We start from the raw sequence: 18232 nt of genomic DNA on the forward strand, positions 1-18232 counted from the left end.
GTGCAAGAGGTCCCGGATCCGCGTGCCGTTGCCCGTCGTCAGGTCTCGGGCAACCCAGCGGCAATCATCAGGCTCAGAACCCGATCATATGCCTTCAGATAGATCGCGCTATTGTTCTTGGCGGGCGGCGGCGCATTGCGCGCGGTCGAACCGGGTCTCAACTCCAAGGCCGTCGCCATCGCCGCCCTGGCGTCGTCGGCCCGGCCCAATTGCTGATAGGCTGCCGCCAGACCCAAATGCGTGCGTCCGCTGGCCGGTGTGATGGCGATCGATCGCTGCAGCCAGGGCACGGCCTCTTCCGCGCGCCCCATCAGAAGGTATGTCCAGCCCGCGCCCAGCGTCCATGTCCAGCGCGCGGCCTGGGGCGTATCGAACCGGTCCGCCTGCTTGAACGTGGCGAGCGCGTCGTCGAAGCGGCCCAGGAAGACCTGGGATAGTCCGACGAGGTAGAGCGCGCCCCCGTCCCATGGATCATGGGCGAGCGCCCTGCCGCATGCCACCAGGCTTTCGAGGAACTGGTTGGTCGCCGAGAGAAACCGGCACTGCGTTTCCAGAACCGGAATGGAGTCGGGCCGCGCGCTCAGCGCGCGGGCCATGATCGCGCCGACACTGTTCTCGACCCTCTCGCGCTCGGCGGCAGGGAACCAGGCCATCTGAACCCCGCGCAGTTGAAACGCTGCGAGTGCGACTTGCAGGTCGACATTATCAGGGTTGTCGGCGAGAGCCTTCTCCAGGATCGCCAGCGCGGCGCGAAAGCGTTCCAGCGTCGTGTGGTTGATCGAAGCCGTCGCCTGTTCGATCGCGACCCTGGCCGTGCCGGTCGGCGAGCCGCCGGCCGCGCGCTCACCTGCTTTCAGCAGCGCGTTGATTCGCCGCGCCAGCGGGTGGCCCATGCCGGCGGTCAGGCGGGTCTGCTGGAGCTGCAGATTGGCGTCTGTTCGATCGATTGACAGCGATGTGGTCCATTTGACCGCGCCGGTTGCCGGTTCGGTCATGCGCGCGCGCAGGTTCCACGCGGTTTCGGTCTTCTCCAGTTCGCTGCTGACGACATAATCGGCGCTCTTTGCCGCGCCGGACGGAATCGTCACGCGGATCGTCTCGATTTTCGCCAGCCCGTCGGTCAGGTCGCGCGTGACACCTGCAGCCATCGGGGCCGCCAGCGGATCGTCGGCCGCTGCCGCCATGGGCATCACGGCGATGGTCGCGGGCGAAGCCGGAAAGAGCCGGGCAGGCCACATCGCCGCCGCCAGGATCGATACGCCAAGCCCCGCCATGGCGATGAGCGCGGCGCGGCTGCGCATGCCGACATCGCGCCGGCCCGGTGCCGGTTCGGTTTTCGTTTCTGGTCCGATTGCCGAGGGCGCGTCTTGCGGGGCGCCCATATCCGCCCCGCCCGACACTGGGGCTGCGAACAGATAGCCCCGGCCGGACATCAGCCTGATGATCTGCCGCTGCTCGTCGCCCAATGCGGTGCGAAGCTCGCGGATGGACTGGAACAGGCTGTCCTCGCCGATATGGATGTCCGGCCAGACGGCCTCCATCAGCTCCTGCTTGCTGAGAACCCGCCCCGGATTGGTGGCGAAGACCTTCAGCATTTCGAGGCTTCTCAGCCGAATCCTGATGACGGCGCCATCGGGCCCACGCAGCTCGGCCCGCTGCGGATCCAGTTCAAATCCCAAAAACCGCAACACGCCGCAGCTTTCCCCAAACCTGCAAAATCGGCCCCGATTATCATAAAGCACGGTGGGCTATCAAAAAACGCGGCCTGGCGCGGCCGATTCAGAAAATAACGGAAACGTTCAGAGCATCGCGCCCTCCGATTCAGGACGTTTCCGACAAGCGATGGCAGGGATGGCCGACAGATGACGTGGGCGAAGGGTGAATCGGTATCCGGCAGCCGCGCGTTTCCTTGCGGGCCGGGGAACTATGGATACAAGCACAGCTTCGGCGCGCAGCGTCATCTCCCTGCGCAGCGGCATGTTCTCGCGCAGCGTCTTGTTCTCGCGCAGCGTCATGGGCAGCCCGTTGCGGACCGCCTTGCTGGCCTCGACGGCCCTGGTGCTGGCATCGATGCTCCCGGCCCCGGGGCCGGCGCGGGCGCAGGACGCGACCTGGCTGGCCAGTCCGGGCTCGGGCGATGTCTTCGACGGGAGCAACTGGAACACGGGCAGCGTGCCGACCGGCACGGCCACCTTCGGCGCCTCGAACACGACACTGTTGACGCTGGGTTCCTCCGGCAGCTTCGGCGGCTGGACGCTCAATGCCGGAGCCTCGAACTACACGTTCGAGATCGCGTCCGCGACGAGTCAGGATTTCACCGGAACCGGCCTCATCATCAATGGCGGCAGCGCCCGGATCGTCAACTACGGGCTTCTGTCTTTCTCCAACGCCAGCACGGCGGGCAGCGCCTCCATCAGCAATGCCTGGGACCTGGTCTTCAGCAACGCCAGCACGGCTGGCAGCGCCACGATCACCAACAACAGCGTCCTGCGATTCAGCGATAACAGCACGGCGGGCAGCGCTACCATCACCAACAACAGCGCCCTGCAATTCGGGGACAGCAGCACGGCGGGCGCCGCCACCATCACCAACAATGCCGGCCTGCTTTTCCGGGACGGCAGCACGGCGGGCAGCGCCACCATCACCAACACAGCCAATCTGCAATTCCGCGACGTCAGCACGGGCGGCGATGCCGCCCTTTACAACCAGGCGGGAGGAACGGTCGATATCTCGGGCGTCGACACATCGATGAGCGCGGGGTCGATCGCCGGGGCCGGCAATTATATCCTCGGCTCCAATCAACTGACGGTCGGCTCGAATAATCTCTCGACCGAGGTGAGCGGCGTCATCTCCGGCAACGGCGGTTCGCTGGTCAAGACCGGCGCGGGCACGCTGACCCTTACCGGCGCCAATACCTATACCGGCGGCACCACCATCAATAGCGGCGTCGTGTGGCTTGGCAGCGCTGCCAGGGTCGGCTCCGTTCTGGGGACAGTCACCATTGGCAGCAGCGGCACATTCTCCGTCTTCAACGCCGACACCAGCGGCATCACCACCATCACCATCAACAGCAGCGGTATGCTGAACTTCTTCAACAGCAGCACGGCGGGCAGCGCCACGATTGCGAACCATTACTTTATGAATGTCTTCGACACCGCCACAGCCGGCAGCGCCAGCATCACCAACGACGTGTCCCTGGTGTTCCGCGATTTCAGCTCGGCTGGCACCGCCAACATCACCAACAACGGCAATCTGTTTTTCAACAACACCAGCACGGCCGGCAGCGCCACCATCACCAACAACACCAATCTGTTTTTCTACGACGCCAGCACGGCGGGCAATGCCACCATCAGCAACGACAACAATCTGCAATTCCAAGGCACCAGCACGGCCGGCAACGCCATCATCACCAACACCAGCACCTTCGAATTCCACGACACCAGCTCGGCGGGAAGCGCCTCCATCACCAACGGCTTCAGGACATATTTCAATGATGCCAGCACGGCGGGCGGCGCCGCCATCACCAACAACGGCAATCTGTATTTCAACAACTCCAGCACGGCGGGCAGCGCCACGATCAACAACAACACCAATCTGTTTTTCAACGACGCCAGCACGGCCGGAAGCGCCACCATTATCAACTACGCTAGCCCTAGCGTTGCGCTGAGTTTCAGCGACGCCAGCACGGCGGGCAATGCCACCATCAGCAACGGCAGCATTCTGGATTTCTACGGCACCAGCACGGCGGACAGCGCCAACATCACGAACCGCGGCACTGGCTTTATGCGTTTCTTCGACGCCAGCACGGCGGGAAGCGCCACAATCGCCAACAACGGCCTTGTGCATTTCGCCGGCAGCAGCACGGCCGGCAACGCCACCATCATCGGTAGCTTTGGCGCTCTGCAGTTCTTCAGCGGCAGCACGGCAGGCAACGCCAACATCACCATCGGCGGCTTCGGCTCCATTGATTTCTACGACACCAGCACGGCGGGCAGCGCCAGCATCACCAACAGCGGCAATGTGTTTTTCGCGGATCGCAGCACAGCCGGCAACGCACAGTTGATCAACGACCTGGGCGGTACGATCAATTTCTCGAACAGCACCGGCCCGAACGGTGACGGCAAGCTGAGCGCAGGGTCGATCGCGGGCGCCGGCAACTATATCCTCGGCGCCAACGAACTGACGGTCGGCGGCAACAACCTCTCGACCGAGGTGAGCGGCACCATCTCCGGCACCGGCGCCTCGCTGGTCAAGATCGGCACGGGCACGCTGACCCTGACCGGCGCCAACAGCTATACCGGCGGCACGACGATCTCGGGCGGCACGCTCCAGTTCGGCAATGGCACGTCGGGCGGCAGCAATGTTCTGGGCGGCAGCATCACCGTCACCGGCGGCACGCTGGCGATCCAGGCGCCGGCAACCCTGTCCGTCGCGCAGGCCGTAAGCTTCGGCAACAACACCACGCTGTCCATCGCCGCCGGCACGAGCAGCCCCGCGCTGACTGCCGACAGCATCACGATCGGCAACGGCGTCACCTTCAACATCAGCGGCATCACGGACGCGAGCCAGCTCGACATGGTGCTGATCAATACCGCATCCGGCATCAGCGGCGACTTCGCCGGCATCACCGTCGGCGGCTTCAGCGGCACGGTGGACTACCTCACCGTCTCCACCAGCAAATCGGCCGACAGCCTGCAATATCTCGCCAGCTATGGCCTGGCCTGGACCGCCGGCAACAATCTCGCCCACGGCACCTTCACGCTGACCAACGCCACCGACAGCTTCACGGTCGGGGCTGTGCTGGCCGATCAGGCGGCGAACCCCGCGACCGGCTGGAACGGCACCTCGCTGACCAAGGCCGGCGCGGGCACACTGATCCTGACCGGAACCAACAGCTACACCGGCGGCACGACGATCTCGGGCGGCGTGCTGTCGGTGTCGCGCGACGCCAATCTCGGCGCAGCCACGGGCGGCATGACCTTCGCGGGCGGCACCCTCTCGACCACGGCGAGCTTCGATACCGCGCGCACGATATCGTTGACCCAGGCGGGGCGCTTCGATGTCGCCGCCGGCACCGAGCTTGGGCTGACCGGCGTGGTCTCGGGCAGCGGCGACCTGATCAAGCAGGGCAGCGGCACGCTGAGGCTCGACAATAGCGCCAATGCCTATGGCAACACGCTTGTCGCGGCCGGCACGCTGATCGGCAATGCCGCCTCGATCTCAGGCAATATCGGCAATGCCGGCACGGTCGTCTTCAACCAGGCGGGCAATGCGAGCTTTGCCGGCGACATCGGCGCGCTCGACGGCACGAGCGGCGCGATGATCAAGCGCGGCGCGGGCGTGCTGACGCTGACCGGCCTGTCCTCGCTCGACTGGACGGTCGAGGCGGGCGGGCTCGTCGCCTCGGCCGCGCGCTTCAGCGGCAATGTCGCCCTCGTCTCAGGCACATCCCTGACCTTCGACCAGCCCTCCAACGCGACCTATGCCGGCGTGATCTCGGGCAGCGGCAGCTTCACCAAGGCCGGCGCGGGCTTCCTCACCCTGACCGGCAACTCCGCCGCCTTCTCCGGGACGACCACGATCGAGAACGGCACGCTGGCGGTCAACGGCGCGCTCGGCGGCACCGTGGAGGTGCTGGCCGGCGGCCGCCTGCAAGGCAGCGGCGCGGTCAGCAATATGCGCGTGTCCGGCACGATCGCACCGGGCAACTCGATCGGCACGCTCAACATCGCGGGCAATCTCAGCTTCGCGGCGGGCTCGGTCTATGAGGTCGAGGTCAACGCGGCCGGACAGTCTGACAGGATCGTCGCCGGCGGCATGGCGACCATCGCCGGCAGCACGGTCAAGGTGCTGGCGGGCCAGGGCAGTTACGCGTCGCAGACGCGCTACACGATCCTCACCGCCAATGGCGGGCTGAGCGGTGTCTTCAGCGGCGTGACCTCGAACCTCGCCTTCCTCGATCCTTCGCTCAGCTATGACGCCAACAACGCCTATCTGGCGATGACCCGCAACACTGTCGACTTCGCGGGCGTCGGCGTGACCGCGAACCAGATCACGACGGCCGGCGCCGTCGAGAGCCTCGGCTTGGGCAGCCCCCTCTACAACGCGGTGCTCAACCTGTCGGCGCCGCAGGCGCAATCTGCCTTCGACGCGCTCTCCGGCGAGATCCATGCCTCGGCCAGGAGCGTGCTGGTCGAGGAGAGCCGGCTCCTGCGCAGCGCCGCCAATGACCGGCTGCGCGCCGCCTTCGGCGCGGTCGGGGCCCAGCCGATGGCGACACTGAACTATGGCTTCACCGCCGATCCGGCGCCCTCCGTCAGCGGGGCGATGCCGCGGCTGAGATCGGACCGCTTCGCGGCCTGGGGCCAGGGTTATGGCTCATGGGGGCGGACCGACAGCGACGGCAACGCCGCCAAGCTGACACGCTCGACCGGTGGCTTCCTCATCGGCGCGGATGCGGCTGTGTTCGACACCATGCGCTTCGGCGTGATCGCCGGTTACAGCCGCAGCAGCTTCGATGTGAACGCCAGGCGCTCCTCGGGCGAGAGCGACAACTACCATCTCGGCCTCTACGCCGGCGGCCAATGGGGCGCGCTCGGCCTGCGCACCGGCGCGAGCTACACCTGGCACGACATCACGACGCGCCGCACCGTCGCCTTTTCCGGTTTCGGCGACAATCCGCGCGCCAGCTATAATGCCGGCACGGCGCAGGCCTTCGGCGAGCTCGGCTACCGCATCGATCTCGGCAAAACCGCCTTCGAGCCCTTTGCGGGCCTGGCCTATGTCAACCTGCACACCGACGGCTTCAACGAGACCGGCGGGGCGGCGGCGCTGAGTGCCCGCAGTGACGACACCGGCATCGGCTATGCCACGCTGGGCTTGCGCGCCTCAACCAGCCTCAATTTGCAGGGCCTGGATCTGACGCTGCGCGGCGGGCTCGCCTGGCGCCACGCCTTCGGCGAGGTCACGCCAAGCGCGAGGCTCGCCTTTGCCGGGGCGAGCGCCTTCACGGCGGCCGGCATCCCGATCGCCCGGGATGCGGCGCTGCTCGAGGCCGGGCTCGACCTGGCGCTCGGCACGAGCGCGACCCTGGGACTGTCCTATACCGGCCAGCTCGCCCAGGACACGCAGGACCACGCCCTCAAGGGCGTGCTGGCGGTGAGGTTCTGAGGGGTTCGCGCCTAGCCAACGGGGCTGGTGCAACCCTCCAGGCGGAAGCACAGGCTCGGTACTAGAAGATGAATTGCGCCCAGCCGGCAAGAAACGCGCCGCTGCCGGCCCCGGCCTGCTTCAGCCGCTCGCCGGGCGTGTAGTGGACGTAGGTTCCGCCGAGCGTGAGATGCTCGGTCGCGCTCCAGCTCAGGGCCAGGCTGGTCTGCTGGCCGATGAAGCGGCCGGTTCCCCCAGCGCTGCCCCGGACCGGGCTGAGCGGCGGCGCATAGAAGGCGTCCGCCTCCGCCTGTTTCCAGAGCGGGTTCCAGCCGAGCGTCAGGCTCAGCTTCGGGGTGAGCAACACGGTCAGATTTGGCTGGATGTCGAGCAGGTTGGCCGGCGCGGCAAGGTTGGCCTCGGAGAAATAGGGCAGCTTCGGAAACAGCGGATTGAAGGTGCCGAGCCGGTTGTCGCGCAGGTTCCTGTCGCCGCTGATCGCGTCGGCGTTCAGGCCCAGGCGCGGCGAGAAGGGCAGATCGGCAAAGCTGTAGCCAAGATTGGCCGAAACGGTCCAGGCGCGGATATCGGCCGTCCCAAAGCTGCCGAACTGGTAGGCCGCCTCGACATTCCAGTCGAAGCCGCTGCGCTTGCCGAAGAGCCGGGTGCCGAGCGTGTGCCGATGCTCGGTCGCGGTGCCTTGCGCGAAGCGGGCTTCGTCGCGCTCCAGCCCGAGATAGTAGAGATCGGCCTTGAGGCCGGGCAGGGCAGGGATCGCGGTCGTGGCGTAAGCGCCCCAGAAGAGCTGGGTGCTGTCATTGCTGTCGTTGAAGCGCCCAAGCTGCGGCGCGACCGGTCGCAGCAGGAAGGCATCGATGCGCGTGTCGCCGGACCCGATCCAGGCGGCGCGGAGGCCGTCGAAGGCGCGGCGGATATTCGGGCTCTCGCGCACCGAGACGAGCCGCGAGGAGCCGAAGCTCATCTCCTGGCGGCCGCCGCGCAGCATGATCTGGCCGCCCGCCGTCGGGAGCGTCACCTCGCCGAAGGCCTGCAGGATATCGAGCTCGTCCTTCTGCGTCGTCGGCGGCGTGCCGGCCCAGCCCGGTGCGAAACCACTGGCCAGTTCGAGGAAAGCCCGCGCATGGGGGCCCAGATGCAGGTCGGCGAACAGGAAGGAGCGCAGCAGCGCATAGTCGTTGCGCCGGGGCGCAGCGAGGCCGAAGACAGGGTCGCGCGCGGCCTCATAGCGCGCCCTGAGTTCGCCGCCCAGGGTCATATAGGCTGAGCCCGCGCCGTTCAGCGGGATCCATTTCAGCGGATCGAACGGGTCGGTCCGCAAGGACGGGTCGCGCAGCGGCGACCAATCCTCGTTGAAGCGGAGGCTTTCATAAGAGGGGCGGCCGGCGGAGGTCTGGGCCAGCGCTTCCGTTCCCCCCAGCCCGAGCAGCGCGAGCAGCGCCGGGCCGGCGAGGCGCCGCGTGCGGCTACCGCGCCAGAATGCCGACCACGGGAGGCTCATGCCTCGCGCTCGGCCGGGGCGGCGCGACCTTCGCGCTGCGCCGAAAGCCCGAGCAGGTGCCGGATGACCGGAGCCTCCGGCCCGGCATGGAAGCGCGCCACCTCGGCCTGGATATCGGCATCGGCCCGCGAGACGCGCTTGTGCTGGCGCAGATGCTCGGCCCAGGACTCGACCATGAACCATTCGACGATGCGCTCCGGATCCGCGGCGTCCTCCGCGACGCCCCAGGCGAAGGCGCCGTCGCGGCGCCGCTCCGGTGCGAGCCGGGTGATGGCCGCCAGGAAGCCGGCGCGGTTCTCGCGGGCGATGCGATATTCGATCGTGATCGTCACCGGGCCGCGATCATGTTCGACCGGTTCGACGATCGCGGGCTCGGGCCAATGCGAGGACGGTGTCAGATCGGCTTCGCCCGCCGGCAGTGGCAGGCGCAGGGCGGCGAGGGCGACGACGATGAGCGCCAGCGCCGCCGCGACCAGCGTGCCGTGAAGGCCGATCGCCTCCGCGACCAGGCCCCAGAGCAGGCTGCCGGCGGCCGAGGCGCCGTTGAACACCGTCAAATAGAGTGCCAGGCCGCGGCCGCGCACCCAGTTCGGCAGGATCGCCTGGATGGTGCCGTTCAGCGTGGTCAGCGCCGCGATCCAGGCCCCGCCGAGGATGAAAAGCAGGATCACCGCGAGCCATTGCGGCGGCACGGCCGCCAGCGCCGCGATGATCGTGGCGGTGACGAGGGCTGCGCCGAGCATGATGCCGTCGACGTCCGTTCGCGCCCGGATGCGCGGCAGCAGGACCGCGCCGCAGATCGCCCCGGCGCCGACAGCCCCGAGCAGCAGGCCGTAGAATCCAGCGCCGCCTTCGAGCAGCCGGCGCGCCACCAGCGGCAGCAGCGCCCAGACCGCGCTGGCGCAGATGAAGAACAGCGTGGCGCGCAGCAGGACGCGATGCAGCTCGCGGCTGGCGCGGGCATAGCGCAGCCCGGCCCGGAAGGCGCCGCCGAAATGCTCGCGCAGCGCGTCGTCGGCCCCGGCCGGGCGCCGCCACCAGAGCAGGGCGGCGATGACGAAGACATAGCTCAGCACATCCGCGCCATAGGTCGCGGCCGCCCCGAAGCCGACGAGCAGCGCGCCGCCGAGCGCCGGGCCGATCGAGCGGGCGACGTTGAAGCCAAGCGAGTTGAGCGCCACCGCGTTGCGCAGGTCCGGTTTCGGCACGAGCTCGGGCACGATCGACTGCCAGGCCGGCCCCATCAGCGCCGCGCCGATGCCGCCGAGGAAAGTCAGCCCGACCAGGACCGCGACGCTCAGCCTGTCGGCGAGCGCCAGGGTGAGCAGCGCGGTGCTGATCAGGCAAAGCAGGATTTGTACGCCGATCAGGAGCTTGCGGCGGTCGACGATGTCGGAGAGCACGCCGGCGGGGATCGCCAGCAGGAAGACCGGCAAGGTGCCGGCGACCTGGATCATCGCCACGGCCGAGGGCGAGCCGGAAAGGTCGGTCACCAGCCAGGCGCTGGCGACGTCGCGCATGAAGCTGCCGATATTGCCCAGGATCGTCGCCGCCCAGAGCACGGCGAAGACGGGCCGGCGCAGCGGCGAGAACGCCGAGGGTGTCGGGGCTTGCGGCGTCGGCGCCTGCGGGGCCGTGTGCGGTACCTCGGCCATCACGGTCGCGCGTCGCCGGTGGAGCGCGCTGCCAGGATCGCCAGCAGCGCGAGGCCACCGATGATCGAGACATGCTCGAAGAAGATGTTCTGGTGCAGCGCTCGCTCAGCGGCCGGCTTCAGCCAGAAGGCATGGGCGAAGAGCGTCGCGACCGCGGTGAAGCCGGCGAGCCCGGCGGCGCCGATCCAGGCGTGGCGGCCGCCTGCGATCAGCAGGGCGGAGCCGCCGAGCTGGGTTGCGATGACCAGCACGGCGAAGAGCGCGGCCGGCTCGAAGCCGGTCAGGCCGCGGACCTCCGCCGTCGCGCCGCCGAAATCGGCAAGCTTGGCGAGGCCGCTGAGCAGGAAGGGCAGGGCGACCGCGAGCCGGGCGAGATGCGCCAGCCAGGATTGGCCGAGCAGGGTTTCGACGGCCGGCTGGACGGCAGGGAGCGGCGAGGCCGACATGGTGCAGATCCTTCGATGATCTCTCGAGCATTTCCGCGTTTTTCCGAAGCGCGAAAATACTCTAACTGTTTGTTTTAGAGCATTTTATTTACGCGAACCGGTGTCCACTTCGCTCGAAAATGCTCTGGCGTTCAAAAGGCCCAGCAGGAACAGCCGAGCGCGCCCCAGAAGGCGCCCTCGTCGCGGGCGGGGGCGGCGGCTGCGAGCGCGCCGGCATGAGCGTGGCCATGGACGCCGCAGGCGCTGGCGCAGCCGCAGGCGGCGGCGAAGGCGTATTTGCGCTCGTCCAGCGCCGCGCGCTTCTGATAGCCGCCAAAACTCCTGACCGGCGACCAGTCCGGCATCGCCGGCGGCAAGGGGGGCGCAAGGCCGGCATAATCGCCCGCGCCATGGACCGGCTTGCCGCCGAGCAGGGTCAGCACGCTCTCGATGTCCTGGATCTCGTCTTCGGGCACCGCCATGTAGTCGCGGTCGAGCACCACGAGATCGGCGAGCTGGCCGGCCTTGATCTGGCCCTTCTTGCCCTCCTCGGTCGAGAACCAGCTATTGGCCTGGGTCCAGAGCCTGAGCGCGCTCTCGCGGTCGAGCAGATTGCGCTGCGGGTAGAGCTTGAGGCCGCCCAGCGTCCTGCCGGTGACGAGCCAGGCCAGCGAGACCCAGGGATTGTAGCTGGCGACGCGGGTCGCGTCCGTGCCGGCGCCGACCGGCACGCCGGCCTCCAGCATGCGCGCGATCGGCGGGGTGCGCTCTGCCGCCTTGGCGCCGTAGCGCTCGACGAAATACTCGCCCTGGAAGCTCATGCGATGCTGCACGGCGATGCCGCCGCCAAGCGCGGCGATGCGGTCGATATTGCGGTCGCTGATCGTCTCGCAATGGTCGAAGAACCAGTGCAGGCCCTTGAGCGGCACGTCGCGATCGACCTTCTCGAAGACGTCGAGCGCCCGCGTGATGGTCTCGTCATAGGTGGCGTGCAGGCGCCAGGGCCAGCGGTTCTCCGCGAGCAGGCGCACGACGGGCTCGAGATCGCCCTCCATGGAGGGCGGCATCTCCGGGCGCTCGACCCGGAAGTCCTCGAAATCGGCGGCGGAATAGACCAGCATCTCGCCGGCGCCGTTATGGCGGTAGAGATCGTCGCCCTGGCCGGGCTTGACCTGCTTCGACCAGCTCTCGAAATCCGCCAGTTCCTCTTTCGGCTTCTGGGTGAAGAGGTTGTAGGCGATGCGCAGGCTGAGCTCGCCATCGGCGTGGAGCTTCTCGATGACGGCGTAGTCCTCGGGATAGTTCTGGAAGCCGCCGCCGGCGTCGATCACGGTGGTGACGCCGAGCCGGTTCAGCTCGCGCATGAAATGCCGGGTCGAATTGAGCTGGTATTCCGGCGGCAGCTTGGGCCCCTTGGCCAGCGTGGCGTAGAGGATGGTGGCGTTGGGTTTGGCGAGCAGCAGCCCGGTCGGGTTGCCGGCGGCGTCGCGCTGGATTTCGCCGCCGGGCGGGTTCGGCGTGTCCCTGGTGTAGCCGGCCGCGCGCAAGGCGGCGCCGTTGAGCAAGGCGCGATCGTAGAGGTGCAGGATGAAGACCGGCGTCTCGGGCGCGATCGCATTGATCTCGTCCAGCGTCGGCAGGCGCTTCTCGGCGAATTGATGCTCGGTGAAGCCGCCGACGACGCGCACCCATTGCGGCGGCGGCGTCACGGCGACCTGGCGCTTGAGCATCTCCAGGGCCTGGCCGAGCGAGCGCACCCCGTCCCAGCGCAGCTCCATATTGTAGTTCAGCCCGCCGCGGATGATGTGCATGTGGCTGTCGATCAGCCCGGGCACGGCGCGCCGGCCGCCGAGATCGATGATCCTGGTCTCTGGCCCGGCGAGCGCGCGCATCTCGTGCTCGGAGCCGGCGCCGATGAAACGCCCGCCCGCGATCGCCACCGCCTGCGGGTTGGGGTTGGTCTGGTCGAGCGTGGTGAAGCGGCCGTTCACCAGGATGAGGTCTGCGATCATGGAGCTGGCTCCCGAGCCGGAGGTCTGGGCTGTGGCGGATCCGCCGAGAAAGGCCGACAAGGCGCCGGCCGCGCCGCCGATGGCGGCCTGTCTGCGTGTCGGGGTCATGAGGGGCTGCCTTCGCCGGGCTCGCGGCAGCCATCCTTGGCTGCGGCCCGCGCCGGCAAGGCGCCGAAGACATGCTCGCCGCATTCGCGCTTAAGCCAGCCGAGGCTGAGCCGTTCGCCGGCGATGACGCGCTTGGTGATCGGCACGACCTGCTCGCCGGCCAGGATGCCGAGCAGGCCGACCAGCGCCACCACGGGCGGCGCCGGCGAGCGCAGGTCGAGCAGGCTGTAGATCACGCCGACGAGCAGGCCGGCGCCCAGCGAGGCGAGGTAAAGCTTCATGGGGTCTCCCGGTCGTGGTGTGAGGTCTGGGCGCCAGGCCTTGATGCAAGGCTCTGGCGCAAGCGCGGTGCGGCTGCGCCGCACCGCGCTGGGTCAGCCCTTGATGAAGGCGAGCAGGTCGGGATTGATCACATCGGCATGGGTGGTCAGCATGCCGTGCGGGTAGCCCGGATAGGTCTTGAGCGTGCCGTTCTTGAGCAGCTTGACCGAGAGGCGGGCCGACGCGTCGATCGGCACGATCTGGTCGTCCTCGCCATGCAGCACGAGCGTCGGCACCGTGATCGCCTTCAGATCGTCGCTCTGGTCGGTCTCGGAGAAGGCCTTGATGCCCTCGTAATGCGCTTGCGCGCTGCCGGCCATGCCCTGGCGCCACCAGTTCTGGACCACGCCCTGCGAGACTTTCGCATCCGGTCGGTTGAAGCCGTAGAAGGGGCCGGCCGGCAGATCGAGGAAGAACTGGGCGCGGTTGTCGGCAAGCGCCTGGCGGAGGCCGTCGAAGACCTCCAGCGGCAGGCCGCCGGGGTGGCTCTGCGTCTTGAGCATGAGCGGCGGCACGGCGCTGACCAGCACGGCCTTGGCGACGCGGCCCTGCGGCTCGCCATGCCTGGCGACATAACGGGCGACCTCGCCGCCGCCGGTGGAGTGGCCGATATGGACCGCTTCGCGCAGGTCGAGATGCGCGACCACCGCCGCAGCATCCGCGGCGTAATGGTCCATGTCGTGGCCGCCGCTCGCCTGCGCCGACCGGCCATGGCCGCGGCGGTCATGGGCGACGACGCGGTAGCCCTTGGACAGGAAGAACAGCATCTGCGCGTCCCAGTCATCCGAGGAGAGCGGCCAGCCGTGATGGAACATGATCGGCTGCGCGTCCTTCGGACCCCAGTCCTTGAAGAAGATCGCGACCCCGTCCCTGGTGGTGATCATCGGCATGGCTCAGTGCCCTTCCTGCGCGCCGAACATGGTCTTGGCGTAGGTGATGCCCAGGCCGTAGGCGCCGCCGAATCTCCGGGCGATGCCGGTGGTCAGCTCATAGGTGCCGGTGCGGGCCCAGTCGCGCTGTAGCTCGAGCAGATATTGCACGGCGGTCATCGGGCGGGCGCCGGCCTGGATCATCCGCTGCATGGCGCGTTCATGCGCCTCCTCGGAGACGTCGCCGCAGGCATCGGCGATGACGTAGACTTCAAAACCCTGATCGAGCGCGGACAGGGCTGGGCCGACGATGCAGACGCCGGTCCAGAGCCCGGCCAGCACGATGCGTGGCTTGCCGATCGCGTTGACGCGGGCGATCACGGCCGCGTCCTCCCAGGTGTTCATCGAGGTCCGGTCGAGCAGCGCCTGGCCGGGAAAGGCCTCGGTGATCTCGCTGAACATCGGGCCGGAAAAGCTCTTCTCGGCGACGGTGGTCAGGATGGTCGGCACGCCGAAGCCGGCGGCGGCGTGCGAGATCAGCGCGGCGTTGTTGCGCAGGGTGACGGCATCGATCGACTTGGTCGCGAAGGCCATCTGCGACTGGAAGTCGATCAGGATCAGCGTGTGATCCTGCGGCGTGAGCAGGAGTTTGCCGGGGGCTGCTATGGCGTGGGACAAGGGTGGGGTCTCCGGTTGGAATCGCCGGGACGTTAGGGCCGCATCGCGGCGATGACCATTAGTTACGGGCGGGATACCACCTAGAGCCATGAATGACAAAGTAAGTCCTCAAACAACGCAAGAAGAGCACTGTCTTGTCGACCCGCTTATCAAGTTCTTCGCGCAGGAATGGATGAGCCATGTCGTCTTTACGCTCGCCCGCCACGGCACGCTGCGTTTCGGCGCCCTGCGTCGCCAGATGCCGCCGGGCATCTCCGCCCGCGTCCTGTCCGCACGGCTGAAGGCGCTCGAGGCGGCCGGCTATGTCGAGCGCCGCGATCTGAGCGAGCGCGTGCGCCATGTCGAATACGGCCTGACCGCACGGGGGTTGGAGGTCGACGCGGCGCTGGCGCGCAGCGAGGCCTTGCTCCCGGCGGGCGGGGACGCGGCCCTCTGACTGGGTCTTGAGAACCGGGCGGCAAGCCTCCTCAATCTCAGCGGGCGCATTTCGACCGGGGTGGGGAGGGCGGCTCCCATGACGACGCCCGGGGCGCCAGCCTGCCTTTGGCCGTGCTCTGTGCCATCCCCGCCACTATCGTCGTCGCCAATATCGTCATCGCATGGATCACCGCAGGGAGTTCCGCGTTGGTGCATCATGCGGTTGTCGGGCGCGGATCGGGACGGACCACCAGCCGGTGAGCCGCTGCGTGATCTGCTGCTCCCAAGCTTGGAGGCCTCGGCCTGGCCTTGTGACAAGACGCAGGGAGACAGCCATGCCCTTGAAGCTCGGCCATGATCATGCCGGCCACCCGCCTCGCCACGACCATGGCGGCGGCCCGCCCCTGGATGAGGCCTCGGCCAGCCACCGCGACGAGCCTGTGGCGGCGCCGCGCGCGGCCGTGCCGCCCGGCACGATCCATACCTCCGCCACGATCTATACCTGCCCCATGCATCCGCAGATCCGCCAGCCCGCGCCCGGAAACTGCCCGATCTGCGGCATGACGCTCGAGCCGGAGCTCGTTACAGGCGAGGAAGGCCCCAGCGATGAGCTGCGGGACATGACCCGGCGCTTCTGGGCCGGGCTCGTCTTGTCGATCCCCGTCGTGATCCTCGAAATGGGTGGCCATCTCCTCGATCTCGGCCGCTTCGTCAGCCCGGCCATGTCGAACTGGGCGCAGTTGCTGATCGCGACGCCCGTCGTACTCTGGGCGGGGTGGCCGTTCTTCGCGCGGGGCTGGACCTCGCTGGTGAACCGTTCGCTCAACATGTTCACGCTGATCGCGCTCGGCACCGGCGTCGCCTGGGGCTACAGCGTCGTCGCGACGGTCGCGCCGGGCGTGTTCCCGCCGGCGTTTCGCGGCCATGGCGGCGCGGTCGCCGTCTATTTCGAAGCCGCGGCCGTCATCACCGTGCTCGTGCTGCTCGGCCAGGTTCTGGAGCTGCGCGCCCGCGAGCAGACCTCCGGCGCCATCAAGGCGCTGCTGGAGCTTGCGCCGACGATCGCGCGCCGCCTGCGCGCCGATGGCGGCGATGAGGAGGTCGCGCTCGACCAGGTCAAGGTCGGAGACCATCTGCGCGTGCGCCCGGGCGACAGGGTTCCGCTCGATGGGCAAGTGCTGGAAGGACGCTCCAATATCGACGAGTCGATGGTCACGGGCGAGCCTCTCCCTGTTGTGAAGACGGCGGGCGCCAGCGTCATCGGCGGCACGCTCAACGGCCAGGGCGCTTTCGTGATGCGCGCCGACAAGGTCGGCCACGACACCATGCTCGCGCAGATCGTGCAGATGGTCGCCAAGGCGCAGCGTTCGCGCGCGCCGATCCAGCGGCTGGCCGATCTCGTCGCCGCCTGGTTCGTGCCCGCCGTGGTGGCGATCGCGGTCGCGGCCTTCGCCGCCTGGGCGTTTTGGGGACCGCAGCCGGCGATGGTCTACGGGTTGATCGCCGCCGTCAGCGTCCTGATCATCGCCTGTCCCTGCGCGCTCGGCCTCGCCACGCCGATGTCGATCATGGTCGGCGTCGGCCGTGGCGCGCGGATGGGCGTCCTGATCAAGAACGCGGAGGCGCTGGAGCGCATGGAGAAGGTCGACCTGCTCGTCGTCGACAAGACCGGCACGCTGACCGAGGGCAAGCCGCGCGTGACGGCGATCCGGCCGGTGGCCGGACTACCGGAAGACGAATTGCTGCGCCTCAGCGCCAGCCTGGAGCAGGCGAGCGAACACCCGCTCGCGGCCGCGATCGTGGCGGCGGCCGGGGAGCGCGGGCTTGGGCTCGACAAGGTCGAGGATTTCGACTCCCCGACGGGCAGGGGCGTCATCGGCAAGGTGGCCGGGCGCGCCGTCGTGCTCGGCAATGCCGAGTACCTCAGCGGGATCGGCATCGATGTCGCCGCGCTCGAAACGGAAGCCGACGCCTTGCGCAGGGATGGCGCCACGGCGCTGCTCGTCGCGATCGACGGCAACGCCGCCGGCGTGATCGCCATTGCCGATCCCATCAAGGCGACCACTCCAAGCGCGATCGCCGCCCTGCGCGACGCCGGCATCCGGGTGGTCATGCTGACCGGCGACAACCTGACGACGGCGCGGGCTGTCGCCGCCAGGCTCGGCATCGATGAGGTGAGGGCGCAGGTGCTGCCCGAGGACAAGGGCCGGATCGTTGCGGAGTTCAGGGCGCAGGGGCGTGTCGTCGCCATGGCCGGAGACGGCGTCAACGACGCGCCCGCGCTTGCCGCCGCCGATGTCGGCATCGCCATGGGAACCGGGACGGATGTCGCCATGGAGAGCGCGGGCGTCACCCTCCTGCGCGGCGATCTGGCGGGCATCGTCCACGCCCGCAAGCTCAGCCAGGCGACCATGAGCAATATCAGGCAGAACCTGTTCTTCGCCTTCGCCTACAATGCGGCGGGCATCCCTGTCGCCGCCGGCCTGCTCTATCCGTTCACCGGGCTGCTGCTGTCGCCGATCCTCGCGGCGGCGGCCATGGCCCTCTCATCCGTCAGCGTGATCGCGAATGCCTTGCGCCTGCGCTTTGTGACGATCCAGCTCGGAGCATAGCGGGGCGAGCCGATCAGAGACTGTCTGGAGAGGTGAGCCCTCATCCTTCGAGACGCCGCTTGCGCGGCTCCTCAGGACGAGGGCTCGCGTTTCCAAACCGGTACTAACCGGCCTCAGGTTCAGCGCCCCGTCATCTTCAGCGCCGCCTCGGGCAGGCGCTCGCCCTTCAGGCTGATCCTGGCTGTGCCTTCCGAGATCTCCCGAAGGTCGCCGGCTGTGAGCGCGACCGCGCAGGAGGCGAGGTTTTCGTCAGGAATGGATCCCGGATCGGCGCGGCTTCGCCGCTTGTCCGGGATGACGGCGTGTTTCCGAGCAAAGACAGTATGTCCCAAGGCCATTGAACGAGCCAATTGGATCGGAAACTGCTCTAGCTGTGAGCTCTCAATAGGTTGTCCATCCGGTCCCGAGCGAGGAAGCTGAGGTTGCGAAGCTTCAGAGCCCTCGGGGAGGAACCGGATGAACATCCA

11 protein-coding genes and 1 pseudogene are annotated in these 18232 nt (G+C 68.0%); 3 read left to right on the top strand and 9 right to left on the bottom strand.

What is annotated here, in order from left to right:
* Window positions 1–38: 38 nt before the first annotated feature.
* Window positions 39–1742: a tetratricopeptide repeat protein gene (locus J2Y55_RS16305; protein ID WP_310155274.1), complete on the bottom strand. Its 1704-nt coding sequence runs from the start codon at window positions 1740–1742 to the stop codon at window positions 39–41.
* A 184-nt stretch (window positions 1743–1926) separates the two neighbouring features.
* Here J2Y55_RS16305 and J2Y55_RS16310 point away from each other — a divergent pair, with 184 nt between their 5' ends.
* Window positions 1927–7170: an autotransporter domain-containing protein gene (locus tag J2Y55_RS16310; protein WP_310155277.1), complete on the top strand. Its 5244-nt coding sequence runs from the start codon at window positions 1927–1929 to the stop codon at window positions 7168–7170.
* 61 nt (window positions 7171–7231) lie between these two features.
* Here J2Y55_RS16310 and J2Y55_RS16315 read toward each other — a convergent pair whose 3' ends face one another.
* From J2Y55_RS16315 to J2Y55_RS16345, 7 genes are all read right to left on the bottom strand, one after another.
* The gene (locus tag J2Y55_RS16315; RefSeq protein ID WP_310155280.1) at window positions 7232–8668 is read right to left on the bottom strand and encodes an alginate export family protein; all 1437 of its coding nucleotides are present in this window, start codon (window positions 8666–8668) and stop codon (window positions 7232–7234) included.
* Entirely contained in the window at window positions 8665–10323 is a 1659-nt protein-coding gene (locus J2Y55_RS16320; RefSeq protein WP_310155283.1) for an MFS transporter, read from the bottom strand. Before J2Y55_RS16320 ends, J2Y55_RS16315 begins: the two co-directional genes overlap by 4 nt.
* Window positions 10323–10769 (bottom strand): DoxX family protein, encoded by a 447-nt coding sequence (locus J2Y55_RS16325; protein WP_310155286.1) that lies wholly within the window; start codon window positions 10767–10769, stop codon window positions 10323–10325. Before J2Y55_RS16325 ends, J2Y55_RS16320 begins: the two co-directional genes overlap by 1 nt.
* A gap of 131 nt (window positions 10770–10900) precedes the next feature.
* A complete protein-coding gene (locus J2Y55_RS16330; protein ID WP_404978940.1) occupies window positions 10901–12868 on the bottom strand; it encodes an amidohydrolase in 1968 nt (655 codons plus the stop codon).
* Window positions 12865–13149 (bottom strand): XapX domain-containing protein, encoded by a 285-nt coding sequence (locus tag J2Y55_RS16335; protein WP_310155290.1) that lies wholly within the window; start codon window positions 13147–13149, stop codon window positions 12865–12867. The genes J2Y55_RS16330 and J2Y55_RS16335 overlap by 4 nt, the downstream gene beginning before the upstream one ends.
* 93 nt (window positions 13150–13242) lie before the next feature.
* Window positions 13243–14079 carry an alpha/beta fold hydrolase gene (locus tag J2Y55_RS16340; protein ID WP_310155293.1) on the bottom strand — a complete coding sequence of 279 codons (837 nt, stop codon included), beginning with the start codon at window positions 14077–14079 and terminating at the stop codon, window positions 13243–13245.
* Between the two features lie 3 nt (window positions 14080–14082).
* Entirely contained in the window at window positions 14083–14736 is a 654-nt protein-coding gene (locus J2Y55_RS16345) for a hydrolase (protein WP_310155296.1), read from the bottom strand.
* A 172-nt stretch (window positions 14737–14908) separates the two neighbouring features.
* Here J2Y55_RS16345 and J2Y55_RS16350 point away from each other — a divergent pair, with 172 nt between their 5' ends.
* Window positions 14909–15172, top strand: a complete 264-nt coding sequence (locus tag J2Y55_RS16350; RefSeq protein WP_310155300.1) for a winged helix-turn-helix transcriptional regulator — start codon at window positions 14909–14911, stop codon at window positions 15170–15172.
* A gap of 316 nt (window positions 15173–15488) precedes the next feature.
* Window positions 15489–17765, top strand: a complete 2277-nt coding sequence (locus tag J2Y55_RS16355; protein WP_310155302.1) for a copper-transporting P-type ATPase — start codon at window positions 15489–15491, stop codon at window positions 17763–17765.
* 119 nt (window positions 17766–17884) lie between these two features.
* On the opposite strand, the pseudogene J2Y55_RS16360 reads toward J2Y55_RS16355, so the two are convergent.
* Window positions 17885–18232, bottom strand: a pseudogene (locus J2Y55_RS16360) (hypothetical protein); the annotation flags it as partial.

The organism is Allobosea sp. BE125 (assembly GCF_031456075.1).
Classification (GTDB): domain Bacteria; phylum Pseudomonadota; class Alphaproteobacteria; order Rhizobiales; family Beijerinckiaceae; genus Allobosea.